Here is a 16,061-nt window from a genome sequence, read left to right on the forward strand (position 1 = left end):
TGCGCCGTTCAGGTCAAAAAAAGTCGCCGGGTACAGGAAAGGGCGACACTTACAACAGGATGAAAGCATGTCGAATCGAATCGATAGAGACGTGATTAATGCGCTTATTGCAGGTCATTTCGCGGATCCCTTTTCCGTGCTTGGCATGCACCGCACCGAGGCGGGGCTGGAAGTTCGCGCATTATTACCAGATGCCACCGAAGTGTGGGTTATTGAACCGAAAACCGGGCGTAAAGTCGGCAAACTCGAATGCCTCGACTCGCGCGGATTCTTTAGCGGCCTCCTGCCGCGGCGTAAAAACGCTTTTCGCTACCAGCTAGCCGTCACCTGGCACGGACAGCAAAACCTGATTGACGACCCTTACCGTTTCGGCCCGCTGCTGCAGGATGTTGACGCCTGGCTGTTGTCCGAGGGGACGCACCTGCGCCCTTACGAAACTCTGGGCGCGCACGCCGACACCATGGATGGCGTCACCGGTACGCGCTTTTCGGTCTGGGCGCCAAACGCCCGCCGGGTCTCGGTGGTGGGGCAATTTAACTACTGGGATGGCCGACGACATCCGATGCGCCTGCGTAAAGAGTCCGGAATCTGGGAACTTTTCATCCCCGGCGCGCTTAATGGCCAGCTGTATAAATTCGAGCTGATCGACGCTCATGGCAATCTACGGGTCAAAGCCGATCCTTACGCCTTCGAGTCGCAGATGCGCCCGGAAAGCGCGTCGCTTATCTGCGATTTGCCGCCCAAAGTCGAGCAGCCGGCGGCGCGCAAAGCCGCGAACCAGTTTGATGCGCCGATCTCTATCTATGAAGTGCACCTCGGGTCCTGGCGCCGCCATACCGACAATAACTTCTGGCTAAGCTACCGCGAACTGGCGGACCAACTGGTGCCTTACGCAAAATGGATGGGCTTCACCCATCTTGAACTGCTCCCGGTAAACGAACACCCGTTCGACGGCAGCTGGGGCTACCAGCCGACCGGCCTCTATGCGCCGACACGCCGCTTCGGTACCCGTGAAGATTTCCGCTATTTCATCGATGCCGCCCACGCCGCGGGCCTTAACGTGATCCTCGATTGGGTTCCGGGTCATTTCCCGGCGGATGACTTTGCGCTGGCCTCATTTGACGGCACCTCGCTGTATGAACACAGCGATCCGCGCGAAGGTTACCACCAGGACTGGAATACGCTTATCTATAACTACGGCCGCCGCGAAGTCAGCAATTACCTGGTAGGTAACGCGCTGTACTGGATCGAGCGCTTCGGCATTGACGCGCTGCGCGTCGACGCGGTGGCGTCGATGATCTACCGCGACTATAGCCGTAAAGCGGGCGAGTGGATCCCCAACGAATACGGCGGGCGGGAAAATCTCGAAGCGATCGAGTTTCTGCGTAACACCAACCGTATTCTCGGCGAGCAGACGCCAGGCGCGGTCACCATGGCGGAAGAGTCCACCGATTTTGCCGGCGTGACGCGTCCGCCCGCCGACGGCGGCCTCGGCTTCTGGTTCAAATGGAATCTCGGCTGGATGCACGACACGCTGGATTATATGAAGCTCGATCCAGTCCATCGTCGCTACCATCACGACAAAATGACCTTCGGCATGCTCTACAACTACACCGAGAACTTCGTGCTGCCGCTCTCCCACGATGAAGTGGTGCACGGCAAAAAATCGATTCTCGACCGCATGCCGGGCGACGCATGGCAGCGCTTTGCCAACCTGCGCGCCTATTACGGCTGGCTGTTCGCCTTCCCGGGCAAAAAGCTGCTGTTTATGGGCAATGAATTCGCCCAGGGCCGCGAGTGGAACCACGACGCCAGTCTCGACTGGCATCTGCTGGAGGGCGGCGACAACTGGCACCACGGCGTCCAGCGGCTGGTGCGCGACCTGAACCATACCTACCGCCACCATAAAGCGCTGCACGAGCTCGATTTCGATCCCTACGGCTTCGAGTGGCTGGTGGTCGACGATCATGAGCGTTCGGTATTTATCTTTGTGCGCCGCGATAAAGCCGGCAATGAGATTATCGTCGCCAGCAACTTCACGCCGGTGCCGCGGCACAACTACCGTTTCGGCATCAACCAGCCGGGACGCTGGCGCGAGGAGCTGAATACCGACTCGATGCATTACCACGGTAGTAACGCCGGAAATGGCGGAGTGGTTGAGAGCGAGTCTGTCGCCAGTCACGGTCGTCAGCATTCGTTGTCGATTACCCTGCCGCCGCTGGCGACCATCTGGCTGGTACGGGAGGCCTGATGACGACGCTTGCCGCGGGAAAACCGACGCCTTTGGGCGCCAGCTATGACGGCAAAGGGGTGAACTTCACCCTGTTTTCCGCCCACGCCGAGCGGGTGGAGCTCTGCGTGTTCGACCAGCAGGGTAACGAGCGGCGCTACGACCTACCGGCGCGCAGCGGCGACATCTGGCACGGCTGGCTGGCCGATGCGCGTCCGGGGCTACGCTACGGTTATCGGGTGCACGGGCCGTGGGATCCGGCGCAGGGGCATCGCTTCAATCCGGCCAAGCTGCTGCTCGACCCCTGCGCGCATCAGGTGGCGGGCGAACTGCTGGACGACGAGCGTCTGCATGGCGGTATGCATGAACCGGATGCCCGCGATAGCGCAGCCATTGCGCCAAAGTCGCAGGTGGTCGATCTGCATTACGACTGGCTCGGCGATAAACCGCCGCGCACGCCGTGGGGCGAAACGGTTATTTATGAAGCCCACGTCAAAGGGTTGACCTGGCTGCATCCGGAGCTGCCGGAGGCCATCCGCGGCACCTATCAGGCGCTGGGCCACCCGCTGATGATCGACTATTTCCGCCGCCTGGGTATTACCGCGCTGGAGCTAATGCCGGTGGCGCAGTTCGCCAGCGAACCCCGCCTGCAGCGGATGGGGCTGAGCAACTACTGGGGCTATAACCCGCTGGCGCTGTTTGCGCTGGAGCCGTGCTACGCCAGTCAGCCGCAGCGGGCGCTCGATGAGTTCCGCGATGCGGTGAAAGCGCTGCACGCGGCGGGCATCGAGGTGATCCTCGATATCGTGCTGAACCATAGCGCGGAAATCGATCTTGAAGGGCCGACCATCTCCCTGCGCGGTATCGATAACCGCAGCTATTATTGGATCAGGGACGATGGCGATTATCACAACTGGACCGGCTGCGGTAACACGCTCAACCTCAGTCATCCCGGCGTGGTGGAGTATGCCCTGCAGTGCCTGCGCTTTTGGGTTGATGAGTGCCACGTTGACGGCTTTCGCTTCGATCTGGCGTCGGTGATGGGGCGCACGCCGGAATTTCGTCAGGGCGCGCCGCTGTTTGAGGCCATTCGCCGCGACCCGGTATTGTCGGCGATCAAGCTGATTGCCGAACCCTGGGATATTGGCCAGGGCGGTTATCAGGTGGGGAACTTCCCGCCGCTGTTTGCCGAATGGAACGACCATTTTCGCGATACCGCGCGCCGTTTCTGGCTGCAACAAAACGTGTCGTTGGGTGACTTTGCCCAGCGCTTCGCCGCCTCCAGCGATCTCTTTGCCCGCGATGGCAAACGGCCTGCGGCGACGATCAATCTGATCACGGCGCATGATGGATTCACCCTACGTGATTGTGTTTGTTTCAATCAGAAACACAATCAGGCGAACGGCGAAGAGAATCGCGATGGGACTAACAATAACTACAGCAACAATCATGGTATAGAGGGATTAGAAGCCAATCTTGCCGTGATTGAGCGGCGGCGCGATAGCGTACATGCGCTTTTGACCACGCTGCTGCTGTCGCAAGGCACGCCGATGCTGCTAGCGGGTGATGAGCATGGCCATAGCCAGCACGGCAACAATAATGCGTACTGTCAGGACAATGCTTTGACCTGGCTGGACTGGCGGCGGGCAAATCACGGATTAACCGCGTTTGTCGCCGCGCTTATCCACCTGCGTCGGCGCATTCCGGCGTTAACCCGTAATCAGTGGTGGCAGGAGCATGACGGCAATGTGAGCTGGCTCAATCAGCGCGGAGAACCGTTAAACGCCGACGAGTGGCAGCATGGCGCCGCGCGGCTGCAAATCCTGTTATCCGATCGCTGGCTGATCGCGCTGAATGCCACCGCTGAGGTGGCGGATATGGTTTTACCCGCGGGGGAGTGGCGCGCCGTTCCTCCATTCGCCGGAGAGGATAATCCGGTCATCATGGCTGTCTGGCATGGGCCCGCGCACGGAGTTTGCGTATTTCAAAGGTCATAGTCCCTGGGGGTTTTCGGCGCGTTCATGATGAATGGGCCGTGAAGCAGGGGAATCAAAAGGAGTTAATCATGGTTGGGCTTGAAAAGAACGATCCGTTGATGCTGGCGCGTCAACTTCCTCTCAAATCGGTGGCGCTGATCCTTGCTGGCGGGCGTGGTACCCGGCTTAAGGATTTAACCATTAAGCGCGCGAAGCCTGCCGTCCACTTTGGCGGTAAGTTCCGTATTATCGACTTCGCGTTATCTAACTGTCTTAACTCAGGTATTCGCCGCATCGGCGTGATTACCCAGTATCAGTCGCACACCCTGGTGCAGCATATCCAGCGCGGCTGGTCTTTCTTCAGCGAAGAGATGAATGAGTTTGTCGATCTGCTGCCGGCGCAGCAGCGGGTACACGGTGAAAACTGGTATCGCGGTACGGCCGATGCGGTGACGCAGAACCTCGACATTATTCGTCGCTATAAAGCCGAATATGTGGTGATCCTCGCCGGCGACCACATCTACAAACAAGACTACTCGCGCATGCTGATCGACCATGTCGAAAAAGGCGCGCGCTGCACCGTCGCCTGTATGCCGGTGCCCATCGAAGAAGCATCCGCCTTTGGCGTGATGGCGGTCGACGAAAGCGAGAAGATCATCGAGTTCGTCGAGAAACCGGCCAACCCGCCGGCGATGCCGAACGACGCTACCCGCTCGCTTGCCAGTATGGGCATCTATGTCTTTGATGCGGATTACCTTTATGAACTGCTGGCCGCCGACGATCTCGACGAAAACTCCAGCCACGACTTCGGCAAAGATATCATCCCGAAAATTACCGAAGCTGGCATGGCTTATGCACATCCTTTCCCGCTCTCCTGCGTGCAGTCCGACCCGCAAGCCGAGCCATACTGGCGCGATGTCGGGACGCTGGAAGCCTACTGGAAGGCCAACCTCGATCTGGCCTCGGTGACGCCGGAGCTCGATATGTACGACCAGCATTGGCCTATCCGTACCCATATGGAATCGCTGCCGCCGGCGAAGTTCGTCCAGGACCGCTCCGGCAGCCACGGTATGACGTTGAACTCGCTGGTTTCCGGCGGCTGCATTATCTCCGGGTCAGTAGTGGTGCAGTCGGTACTGTTCCCGCGGGTGCGGGTGAATTCGTTTTGTAACATTGATTCGGCAGTCTTATTGCCGGATGTCTGGGTCGGGCGCTCGTGCCGCCTGCGCCGCTGCGTGATAGATCGCGCCTGCGTCATCCCGGAAGGGATGGTGATTGGGGAGAATGCGGAAGAAGATGCCAGCCGCTTCTATCGTTCAGAAGAAGGGATCGTGCTGGTTACGCGCGACATGCTGCGGAAACTGGGGCACAAACAGGAGCGATAATGCAGGTTTTACACGTATGTTCAGAGATGTTCCCGTTGTTAAAAACCGGCGGTCTGGCTGACGTTATTGGCGCGCTGCCGGCGGCGCAGATCGCAGACGGCGTGGATACCCGCGTGCTGCTGCCGGGGTATCCGGATATCCGCCGCGGAATTACCGACGCGCAGGTCGTCACCCGTCGGGATACCTTTGCCGGGCGCATCACCCTGCTGTTCGGCCATTTTAACGGCGTCGGTATCTATCTGATCGACGCGCCGCATCTCTACGATCGCCCAGGGAGCCCGTATCACGACTCCAACATGAACGCCTATACCGACAACGTGCTGCGCTTTGCGCTGCTCGGCTGGGTAGGTAGCGAAATGGCCTGCGGGCTGGATCCATTCTGGCGCCCGGAGGTGGTGCACGCCCATGACTGGCATGCGGGCCTGACGCCGGCCTACCTGGCGGCGCGTGGGCGTCCGGCGAAATCGGTGTTTACGGTGCACAATCTCGCCTACCAGGGGATGTTTTACTCCTGGCATATGAATGAGATAGAGCTGCCGTGGTCGTTCTATAACATGCACGGCCTCGAATTTAACGGTCAGATCTCGTTCCTCAAAGCCGGGCTGTATTATGCCGACCATATCACGGCGGTGAGCCCAACCTACGCGCGGGAAATCACCGAACCGCAATATGCCTACGGCATGGAAGGGCTGCTACGTCAGCGCCAACACGAGGGCCGATTGTCCGGCATCCTTAACGGCGTCGATGATGGTATCTGGAATCCGCAAAGCGATCTGCTACTGGCGGCGCGCTATGACCGCGATTGCCTGGAGGAGAAAGCCGAGAATAAACGGCAGCTGCAAATCGCCATGGGGCTGAAGGTGGATGACAAAGCGCCGCTGTTCGCCGTGGTGAGCCGCCTGACCAGCCAAAAAGGGCTGGATCTGGTGCTGGAGGCGCTGCCGGGCCTGCTGGAGCAGGGCGGGCAACTGGCGCTGTTGGGCGCCGGCGATCCGGTACTGCAGGAGGGCTTCCTCGCCGCCGCCGCCGAACATCCGGGCCAGGTCGGCGTGCAGATTGGCTATCACGAGGCGTTTTCGCACCGCATCATGGGCGGCGCCGATGTGATTCTGGTTCCCAGCCGCTTTGAACCGTGCGGTCTGACTCAGCTGTATGGCCTGAAATACGGCACTCTGCCGCTGGTGCGCCGCACCGGCGGTCTCGCCGATACCGTGGCCGACTGTTCGCTGGAAAACCTCGCCGACGGCGTCGCCAGCGGCTTTGTCTTTGAGGACAGTAACGCGGTGTCGTTGCTGCGGGCCATCCGGCGCACCTTTGTGTTGTGGTCGCGGCCGTCGCTGTGGCGCTACGTTCAGCGTCAGGCGATGAATATGGACTTTAGCTGGCAGGTGGCGGCGAAATCCTATCGTGAACTCTATCAACGCTTGATGTAACCACAGGAGCTATGGCTATGAATGCACCCTTTAGTTATGCATCACCCACGCTGAGCGTTGAGGCGTTAAAGCATTCTATCGCGTATAAGCTGATGTTTATCATCGGCAAAGATCCGGCGATCGCCAACAAACACGAATGGCTGAACGCCACCCTGTTCGCCGTTCGCGACCGCATGGTCGAGCGCTGGCTGCGTTCAAACCGCGCCCAGCTGTCGCAGGAAGTGCGGCAGGTTTACTATCTGTCGATGGAGTTTTTGATTGGCCGCACCCTCTCTAACGCGCTGTTGTCGTTAGGGATTTATGAAGATGTGAATAATGCGCTGGCCGATATGGGGCTCGATCTGGAAGAGCTTATTGATGAAGAAAACGACCCCGGCTTAGGCAACGGCGGTTTAGGGCGCCTGGCCGCCTGCTTCCTCGATTCGCTGGCGACGCTGGGTCTGCCGGGCCGCGGCTACGGTATCCGCTACGATTATGGGATGTTCAAGCAGAACATCGTCGACGGGCGACAGAAAGAGTCGCCGGATTACTGGCTGGAGTACGGCAACCCGTGGGAGTTCGAACGGCACAATACACGCTATAAAGTGCGTTTCGGCGGCCGCGTGCAGCAGGAAGGAAAAAATACCCGCTGGATAGAGACCGAAGAGATTATCGCCGAAGCCTACGATCAGATTATCCCCGGTTTCGATACCGATGCCACCAACACCCTGCGATTGTGGAGCGCGCAGGCCAGTAGCGAAATCAACCTCGGTAAATTCAACCAGGGCGACTACTTCGCGGCGGTGGAAGATAAGAACCACTCCGAGAACGTTTCACGGGTACTGTACCCGGACGACTCCACCTATTCCGGGCGCGAGCTGCGCCTGCGTCAGGAGTATTTCCTGGTCTCGGCGACGGTACAGGATATCCTCAGCCGCCACTACCAGCTGCACCGCACCTACGACAATCTGGCGGCAAAAATCGCCATTCACCTCAATGACACCCACCCGGTGCTGTCGATCCCTGAGCTGATGCGTCTGCTGATCGATGAGCACAAATTTAGCTGGGATGAAGCTTTTGAGGTGACCTGTCAGGTTTTCTCCTATACCAACCATACGTTGATGAGCGAAGCGCTGGAGACCTGGCCGGTCGATATGCTGGGGAAAATCCTGCCGCGCCATCTGCAGATTATCTTCGAGATTAACGATTACTTCCTCAAGACGCTGCAGGAGCAGTATCCCAACGATACCGCGCTGCTCAGCCGTACCTCCATCATTGATGAATCGAATGGGCGCCGGGTGCGCATGGCGTGGCTGGCGGTTGTCGTCAGCCATAAAGTCAACGGCGTATCCGAGCTGCATTCGCGCTTAATGGTCGAGTCGCTGTTTGCCGAGTTTGCGAAGATTTTCCCGATGCGCTTTACCAACGTCACCAACGGCGTCACGCCGCGGCGCTGGCTGGCGTTGGCGAACCCGCCGCTGTCACAGGTGCTGGATGAGAATATCGGCCACACCTGGCGCACCGACTTAAGCCAGTTGAGCGATCTGCTACAGCATATTGATTATCCGACGGTGAACCAGGCGGTGCGCCGCGCCAAGCTTGAGAATAAGCAGCGGCTGGCGAACTATATCGCCCAGCAGTTGAACGTAGTGGTCAATCCTAAGGCGCTGTTTGATGTGCAGATCAAACGCATCCACGAATATAAACGCCAGCTGATGAATATCCTGCACGTCATCACCCGCTACAACCGGATCAAAGCCGATCCGCAGGCGGAGTGGGTGCCGCGAGTGAATATCTTCGCCGGTAAGGCCGCGTCGGCCTACTATATGGCGAAGCATATTATTCATCTGATCAACGATGTGGCGGCGGTGGTGAACAACGATCCGCAGATTGGCGATAAGCTAAAAGTGGTGTTTATCCCCAACTACAGCGTGAGCCTGGCGCAGCTGATTATCCCGGCGGCGGATCTCTCCGAGCAGATCTCGCTGGCGGGAACGGAAGCCTCCGGTACCAGTAATATGAAGTTTGCGCTCAACGGCGCATTGACCATTGGTACGCTGGATGGCGCTAACGTCGAGATGCTGGAGCACGTTGGCGAGGACAATATCTTTATCTTCGGTAATACCGCGGAACAGGTAGAAGCCCTGCGCAGTAACGGCTATAAACCTCGCGATTACTATGAGCAGGATGAAGAACTGCATCAGGCGTTGACGCAGATTGGCACCGGCCTGTTCAGCCCTTCGGAGCCTGGCCGCTATCGCGACCTGCTGGATTCGCTGATCAACTTTGGCGACCACTATCAGGTACTGGCGGACTACCGCAGCTACGTTGATTGTCAGGATAAGGTGGACGAGCTGTACCGCCATCCGGAGGAGTGGGCCAATAAAGCGATGATGAACATCGCCAACATGGGCTATTTCTCATCCGACCGCACGATCCAGGAGTACGCCAAACATATCTGGCATATCGACCCGGTTCGTTTGTAATCGGTTAAGCATCAGCAAAACGGGGCCAGTAGGCCCCGTTTTTGTGTGTGCGGTGATGTAGCCCGGGCCAGGCGTCAGCCGCTGCCCGGGGTATGTCAGGACGCTAACGACAGTTCAGACTTTCCCGTATGTTGCGCCAGCCACTCGCTGATACGCGCCTGCTGCTCGGCATTCAGCCACATCCCCTGTTTGGTACGGCGCCAGATAGCGTCATCCAGGCTGCGAACCCACTCGTGTTCGACCAGGTACTTCAGCTCGGCTTCATAAAATTCGTGGCCAAAATCTTCTCCCAGATCGGCAAGCGAAGTCGCTTCGCCAAGGATCCACTCGCTGTTGCTGCCGTAGGTGCGGGCGTAGTGGCGGGCCATTGATTCGCTGATAAACGCGAAGCGACGGCGCAGTTTCGCCGCATAGTCGTCGCGGTCGCCGCCGATATCGCCGCCGGGCAGAACGGCGGTTTTGGTCCACGCCGGGCCAATCCCCTGATAATACGGCGTCAGTTTTTCCAGCGCATGTTCCGCCAGTTTACGGTAGGTGGTGAGCTTGCCGCCGAATACCGACAGCAGCGGCGCCTGACCGTTCTCATCGTGAATATCGAGCGTATAGTCGCGGGTAATCGCCTGCGGTGAGTCGGATTCATCGTCGCACAGCGGACGCACGCCGGAGTAAGTCCAGACGATATCGTCGCGCGACAGCGTCTTTTTAAAGTGCGCGTTGTAGACGTTCAGCAGGTAGTTGATCTCTTTATCATCGATCGCCACCTCTTTCGGATCGCCGTTGTACTCGACGTCGGTGGTGCCGATAATCGAGAACTCATCCATCCACGGGATGACAAACACGATACGTTTATCTTCGTTTTGCAGGATATAGGCCTGCTTCTGGGTGTGTACGCGCGGCACCACGATATGGCTGCCTTTGATCAGGCGGATGCCATACGGCGAGCGCAGATGCATGCCTTCGTCGAAGAAATGTTTCACCCACGGGCCGGTAGCGTTAACCAGACCGCGCGCGTGCCAGGTGAATTTTTCGCCGCTATCGATATCTTCCGCTTCCACCACCCACAGGCCGTTTTCGCGTTTTGCCGAGATAGCGCGGGTGCGGGTGCGAACTTCGCCGCCTTTACGTACCACCATCTGGGCGTTGGCAAGAACCAGACGCGCATCGTCGACCCAGCAGTCGGAATATTCGAAACCGCGCACGATTTCCGGCTTAAGTACCGATTCCGCGCCAAAGCGCAAACCGGTCGAGCCCGGCAGGCTGGTGCGTTTGCCGAGGTGATCGTATAAAAACAGACCGATACGAATCATCCACGCCGGGCGCAGATGCGGGCGATGCGGTAAGCGGAAGCGCATCGGGAAGGCCAAATGCGGCGCCATTTTTAATAACACCTCGCGCTCCGCCAGCGCTTCGCTGACCAGGCGGAATTCGTAGTGTTCCAGATAGCGCAGGCCGCCGTGAATCAGTTTCGAGCTGGCGCTTGAGGTGGCGCAGGCAAGGTCTCTCGCTTCCAGCATCAGCACGGATAAACCGCGCCCGGCGGCGTCTGCCGCGATACCGGCACCGTTGATGCCTCCGCCTATCACAATCAGATCTTTGATTTCCACGCTCGCACCTCGTTCGCTTTCGTTTAAGCTCATAAATGTTCGATATCGCTCACTATAGCAAACAAACGCGCTTTTGGTAACATCAAAAAAACATTTCAGAGTGATGCATGTAACATATTGGCGTTTATTTACCGCCTGACGGTACACTAGCGGGTAAAATCAGGGTCGGTCACCGCCCGTCATGAAGTGCAATAGAGAAGAGAATCATGGAACAATTTGAATGTATCAATGTAGAAGAAGCGCATCAGAAACTGCATCAGCAGAAGGCGGTGCTGGTCGATATCCGTGACCCGCAAAGCTATGCCATGGGGCACACGCCGGGCGCGTTTCATCTGACCAACGATACCCTGGGCGCTTTTATGCGCGATAACGATTTTGAGACGCCGGTGATGGTGATGTGCTACCACGGCAACAGCAGTAAAGGCGCCGCGCAGTATCTGCTGCAGCAGGGCTTCGAGAACGTCTACAGCGTCGATGGCGGTTTTGACGCCTGGCATCGTCATTTCCCGGCGGAAGTCGCGCACGGCTCGCTATAAGCGCGGTACGGTATATACTAGCCCCCTTTGTGTGGAATAAGCGATCCGCTGTATGTTAATGATTACCTCTTTTGCCAACCCGCGCGTGGCCCAGGCGTTTGTCGACTATATGGCGACGCAGGGGGTCATCCTGACTATCCAACAGCACACGCAGAGCGATGTCTGGCTGGCAGATGAAAGCCAGGCCGCGCGGGTGCAGGCCGAGCTGGCCCGTTTTCTCGAAAACCCGGCCGACCCGCGCTATCTCGCCGCCAGCTGGCAATCGGGGCATACCAATAGCGGATTGCATTATCAACGCTTCCCGTTTTTAGCTACCCTGCGTAACAACGCCGGGCCGTTTACGTGGGCGATTTTGCTGGCCTGTATCCTGGTCTTCATACTGCAAAACGTTCTGGGCGATCAGACGATGATGATCTGGCTTGCCTGGCCTTACGATCCTTCGCTGAAATTCGAAGCCTGGCGCTATCTTACCCACGCTTTCATGCACTTCTCGCTGATGCATATTCTGTTTAACCTGCTATGGTGGTGGTACCTCGGCGGTGCGGTGGAGAAGCGCATCGGTAGCGGTAAGCTGGTGGTGATTACCATTATCAGCGCTCTGCTGAGCGGATTCGTCCAGCATCAGGTTAGCGGCCCGTGGTTCGGCGGTTTGTCGGGGGTAGTCTATGCATTAATGGGCTATGTCTGGCTGCGCGGCGAGCGCGACCCGCAGAGCGGTATTTATCTGCAGCGTGGTCTGATCCTCTTCTCTTTAGTGTGGTTAGTGGCAGGATGGTTTGATGTTTTCGGCATGTCGATCGCCAATGGCGCGCACGTGGCGGGCCTGGCAGTCGGGCTGGCGATGGCGTTTGTCGATACGCTAAATGTGCGAAAACGAACGTAGAGATTCCCAGGGATATTTCATGAAACAAACACAACGTCATGACGCGATTATCGAGCTGGTAAAAAAACAGGGATACGTCAGTACCGAAGAACTGGTGGAGCAGTTTGCCGTCAGCCCGCAGACTATTCGTCGCGACCTGAATGATTTAGCGGAACAAAAAATGATCCTGCGCCACCACGGCGGCGCGGCGATGCCTTCCAGCTCGGTCAACACCTCGTGGCACGACAGGAAAGCGACCCAGACGGCGGAAAAAGAGCGTATCGCGCGGAAAGTGGCGAGCGAAATCCCCGACGGCGCAACCCTGTTTATCGATATCGGCACAACGCCGGAAGCGGTGGCCCACGCGTTGCTCGACCATAATGACCTGCGGATTGTGACCAACAATCTCAACGTCGCAAATACGCTGATGGTGAAAGATGATTTTCGCATTATCCTTGCCGGCGGCGAGCTACGCAGCCGCGACGGCGGGATCATCGGCGAAGCGACGCTCGATTTTATCTCCCAGTTCCGCCTCGACTTCGGCATTCTCGGTATTAGCGGCATTGATAGCGACGGTTCGCTGCTGGAGTTTGATTACCATGAAGTGCGCACCAAGCGGGCGATTATCGAAAACTCGCGCCACGTGATGCTGGTGGTGGATCACTCGAAGTTTGGGCGTAATGCGATGGTGAACATGGGCAGCATTAGTATGGTCGATGCGGTTTATACCGATATCATGCCGCCCGCAGGCGTGCTGAAGGTGATTAAAGACAACAACCTGCAGCTGGAGCTTTGCTAAACGGCGTTATACGCCGTATCCCATCATTTTGAGCAACCGCTGGGCATGCTGAACGGCATCCTGGCGGTGCGCGACGCCCAGTTTCTGATACAGATTGCGAATATGCGTTTTAATCGTGGTGGCCGCGACATCGAGTTCGCCGGCGATCTGCTCGTTGCTGTAACCGGAATAGATTAACCCTAACACCTGCCACTCGCGCTGGGTCAGCGGGCTGGTGCGGATAAGCTCCGGCACTTCCGGGTGGTTTAACAGCCGTTCGACGAAGCTCTCGTCAAAGTGGGCGAATTTATGCCGATGATGCTGGTTAATATCGCGCAGGATGCGCTGCGCGCGGTGCTGCTCAAGCTCCGGCAGCGTATTCAGTTGAATCAGCTGGCGCAGCTGCTGGGCCATGGCTTCCCCTTCAATCACGAAGTGGTTAATAAAGCCGGTGCGGTTAGCGAGGGTTAAGGCTTCCATTAACACTTTTTGCGCCTCACCCTTGCGATCCGCCTGCCAGTACAGCTGGTTCAACAGCAGCAGGTTACGGTTGATATCGCTCATCAGCCGCAGCGAGCGGGCGTTTTCATTTAACTCTTCCAGCACCATTTCGGCGGAATCAAAATCACCGAGCAGGATCTGCGCGCGGGCAATGTTGCGCCACTGGCTTTGCAGGAAGTGGTTATTAGCGAATTCAGGTTTCGGCGTCTGGCGCAGCCAGTTGGCCGCTGCGGTTTTATCGCCGGTCATCTGCCAGTAGATCACCCGTACTTTGTCGGCGTTGGAAACCCAGTCGCTGTGATAGTGGCCGTTGCCCAGCAGATTCTCCAGTCGGTTTAATAAGCTGCGGGCGTTATCGAGATCGCCGCGCGCCAGCGAGCACTGCACCATCAGCGCCAGGCACTGCAGCTGCTGTTGCGGCTGGTAGTTTGCCAGCACCGCGATGCCGCTGCGGGCGCTCTCTTCTGCTTCATCAAGACGCGCCCATGCCCACAGCAGCTGCGCGCGGATGCGCAACAGGAACTCATGCATCGGCAGCTGTTCAAGATGCTGATCGCGGATAAGCTGGAAAGCTTTATCCTGAATCTCCCATGCCGCCTGCAGGAAGCCCTGAGCAAACAGAATCTCGCTCTGCTGGATCATGCTCCACAGGGCGTAGTGCCAGACGTCATGACGGCGAGCCATCTGTTCTGTTTGCTGCATCACCGCCAGCGATTTACTCAGGTGGCCTTTGCAGTGCAGCACTTCGCCGTGGACGGAAGTGGCGACGATACGGCTGTAATAGCTCGCCAGCGGCAGTTCATCCAGCGCCACCATTGCCAGACGTTCGGCTTCGTCCTGATCGCCGGCGTTGATAGCGACCTGCGCGCGCAGGGCGTTGAAATCGCCGTGCATCGCGGTATCCATTTCGACATCCATCTCCTGCTCGGCGCGTGCCAGCAGGGTATTCACTTCGCTATAGCGATGCTGGCTCTGCATCAGCCAGGCCTGCAGCAGGATCAGCCGCGGGTTTTCCAGCAGGTTTGACCACGGCAGCGCCGCCAGCGATTGTTCCAGCAGACCCAGCTCGCTGTGGTTGAACATGCCCCAGGCGTGGTTGAGCAAAATATCGCGCAGCATGGCGGCATCGCCAGCGGCAAGCGCATGATGGATGGCTTCGGTGGGGAATCCCTGCGCCATCCACGCTTCGGCGGCGGCGCGGTGAATTTCCGGTAGCTCGGTGGCCATTTCCCACTGACAGCGCTGGCGCAGGAAGTTGCCGAATAGCGGGTGATAGCGGAACCACTCGCCGGAGTCATCCATTCGGTGCAGGAACAACCCCTGACGTTCGATCTCTTCCAGCTGCATCTGGCCGTTCTCTTCGCCGGTGACGCGGACGATAAGCGCGTCATTCATCGAGCGCAGCAGCGAGCTTTTTAACAAGAAGCTGCGGGTACGGGCATCGACGTTATCCAGCACTTCATCGACCAGATAGTCGGAAAGGTGGCTGGCGTTAATCCCGGCGAGACGACGGGCGGAGTGCTGGGCTGAGGTGTTTTTCTGCCGGGCGGAGAGGGCGATGAGCTGCAGGGCGGTGGCCCAGCCGGCGACGTCATCGCACAGGCGACTGCTGTCATCGGCTTCAATGGGGGAGGCGAGACGGCAGTCAAAGAACTGTTTCGCCTCCTGATGAGTAAAAGCCAGCTGTTGGCTGCCGATTTCCAGTAACTGCTCGCGCACCCGCAGATTGGCGATCCCCAACTGCGGCAGGTTGCGCGACAGCACTACCAGCGTCATGGTCTCTGGCTGATGGCGCAAGAAGAAGCGCATGGCGTCGTGGATCACCGGATTGGTAATCAGGTGATAATCATCAATGACCAGGTACAGCGGACGCTGCCAGTCGGCAAGCTCAATAAACAGCTGCGCAAACAGCGACGGCAGGCTGGCGTACTGGCGCTTTTGCACCATGGCTTCGCTGGCGGCGCAGTGGCCGCCTGTCGCCTGTTGAATCGCCGCAATCAGATAGCTGGCGAAGCGCTCTTGTTGATTATCGCCTTCATCGAGCGAAAACCAGCCAAGGTCATGCTTACCCGAAGCCCACTGCGAAACGAGCGTGGTTTTGCCGTAACCTGCCGGGCTGGTCACCAACGCGAGACGATAATTGTTCGCGCCGGAAAGTTTCGCCAGCAACCGTTCGCGAACCACAGTGTGTTCAAGACGGGATGGACGACTTAATTTTGACGGAATCAACATAGTTCACTTTTTCGCTGTGCAAGAAAGGGATGGGGATTTTTTTTGCGCTTCGTAATTAA

General features: G+C 58.0%; 10 protein-coding genes. 8 read left to right on the top strand and 2 right to left on the bottom strand.

The features are described 5' to 3' along the window. Positions 1–67: 67 nt before the first annotated feature. From glgB to glgP, 5 genes are all read left to right on the top strand, one after another. On the top strand, positions 68–2,251 hold the full coding sequence (glgB, locus tag PGS10_RS10425) for a 1,4-alpha-glucan branching enzyme (RefSeq protein ID WP_032706494.1): 2,184 nt from the start codon (positions 68–70) through the stop codon (positions 2,249–2,251). Further along, complete coding sequence (gene glgX / locus PGS10_RS10430) at positions 2,251–4,227, top strand: glycogen debranching protein GlgX (protein WP_316422842.1); 1,977 nt, start codon at positions 2,251–2,253, stop codon at positions 4,225–4,227. The genes glgB and glgX overlap by 1 nt, the downstream gene beginning before the upstream one ends. 68 nt (positions 4,228–4,295) lie before the next feature. Continuing rightward, positions 4,296–5,591 (top strand): glucose-1-phosphate adenylyltransferase, encoded by a 1,296-nt coding sequence (gene glgC / locus PGS10_RS10435; protein ID WP_015703688.1) that lies wholly within the window; start codon positions 4,296–4,298, stop codon positions 5,589–5,591. Beyond that, positions 5,591–7,024, top strand: coding sequence for a glycogen synthase GlgA (gene glgA, locus PGS10_RS10440; protein ID WP_063415103.1), 1,434 nt, complete (start codon positions 5,591–5,593; stop codon positions 7,022–7,024). The genes glgC and glgA overlap by 1 nt, the downstream gene beginning before the upstream one ends. Before the next feature lie 17 nt (positions 7,025–7,041). Then, positions 7,042–9,489, top strand: a complete 2,448-nt coding sequence (glgP, locus tag PGS10_RS10445) for a glycogen phosphorylase (RefSeq protein WP_047047942.1) — start codon at positions 7,042–7,044, stop codon at positions 9,487–9,489. 95 nt (positions 9,490–9,584) lie between these two features. Here the strand turns inward: glgP and glpD are convergent, their stop codons facing one another. After that, a complete protein-coding gene (gene glpD, locus PGS10_RS10450; RefSeq protein ID WP_020077778.1) occupies positions 9,585–11,093 on the bottom strand; it encodes a glycerol-3-phosphate dehydrogenase in 1,509 nt (502 codons plus the stop codon). Positions 11,094–11,299: 206 nt separating this feature from the next. Here glpD and glpE point away from each other — a divergent pair, with 206 nt between their 5' ends. Genes glpE through PGS10_RS10465 form a run of 3 tightly spaced genes read left to right on the top strand, consistent with a single transcriptional unit; the run spans position 11,300 to position 13,290 of the window. Then, a complete protein-coding gene (gene glpE / locus PGS10_RS10455) occupies positions 11,300–11,629 on the top strand; it encodes a thiosulfate sulfurtransferase GlpE (RefSeq protein ID WP_015369349.1) in 330 nt (109 codons plus the stop codon). Between the two features lie 52 nt (positions 11,630–11,681). Beyond that, positions 11,682–12,512 (top strand): rhomboid family intramembrane serine protease GlpG, encoded by an 831-nt coding sequence (glpG, locus tag PGS10_RS10460; RefSeq protein WP_015703685.1) that lies wholly within the window; start codon positions 11,682–11,684, stop codon positions 12,510–12,512. A gap of 19 nt (positions 12,513–12,531) precedes the next feature. Then, entirely contained in the window at positions 12,532–13,290 is a 759-nt protein-coding gene (locus PGS10_RS10465) for a DeoR/GlpR family transcriptional regulator (RefSeq protein WP_015369351.1), read from the top strand. Positions 13,291–13,296: 6 nt separating this feature from the next. Here PGS10_RS10465 and malT read toward each other — a convergent pair whose 3' ends face one another. Further along, on the bottom strand, positions 13,297–16,002 hold the full coding sequence (gene malT / locus PGS10_RS10470) for an HTH-type transcriptional regulator MalT (protein WP_045394833.1): 2,706 nt from the start codon (positions 16,000–16,002) through the stop codon (positions 13,297–13,299). Between the last annotated feature and the right edge of the window lie 59 nt (positions 16,003–16,061).

Source organism: Klebsiella sp. 141153, from assembly GCF_032601995.1.
GTDB lineage: Bacteria > Pseudomonadota > Gammaproteobacteria > Enterobacterales > Enterobacteriaceae > Klebsiella > Klebsiella aerogenes.

Excerpts from the sequence above, each read along its gene's own strand:
- glgB (WP_032706494.1), top strand. The coding sequence starts at position 68 with ATGTCGAATCGAATCGATAGAGACGTGATTAATGCGCTTATTGCAGGT.
- glgX (WP_316422842.1), top strand. The coding sequence starts at position 2,251 with ATGACGACGCTTGCCGCGGGAAAACCGACGCCTTTGGGCGCCAGCTAT.
- glgC (WP_015703688.1), top strand. The coding sequence starts at position 4,296 with ATGGTTGGGCTTGAAAAGAACGATCCGTTGATGCTGGCGCGTCAACTT.
- glgA (WP_063415103.1), top strand. The coding sequence starts at position 5,591 with ATGCAGGTTTTACACGTATGTTCAGAGATGTTCCCGTTGTTAAAAACC.
- glgP (WP_047047942.1), top strand. The coding sequence starts at position 7,042 with ATGAATGCACCCTTTAGTTATGCATCACCCACGCTGAGCGTTGAGGCG.
- glpE (WP_015369349.1), top strand. The coding sequence starts at position 11,300 with ATGGAACAATTTGAATGTATCAATGTAGAAGAAGCGCATCAGAAACTG.
- glpG (WP_015703685.1), top strand. The coding sequence starts at position 11,682 with ATGTTAATGATTACCTCTTTTGCCAACCCGCGCGTGGCCCAGGCGTTT.
- PGS10_RS10465 (WP_015369351.1), top strand. The coding sequence starts at position 12,532 with ATGAAACAAACACAACGTCATGACGCGATTATCGAGCTGGTAAAAAAA.
- malT (WP_045394833.1), bottom strand. The coding sequence starts at position 16,002 with ATGTTGATTCCGTCAAAATTAAGTCGTCCATCCCGTCTTGAACACACT.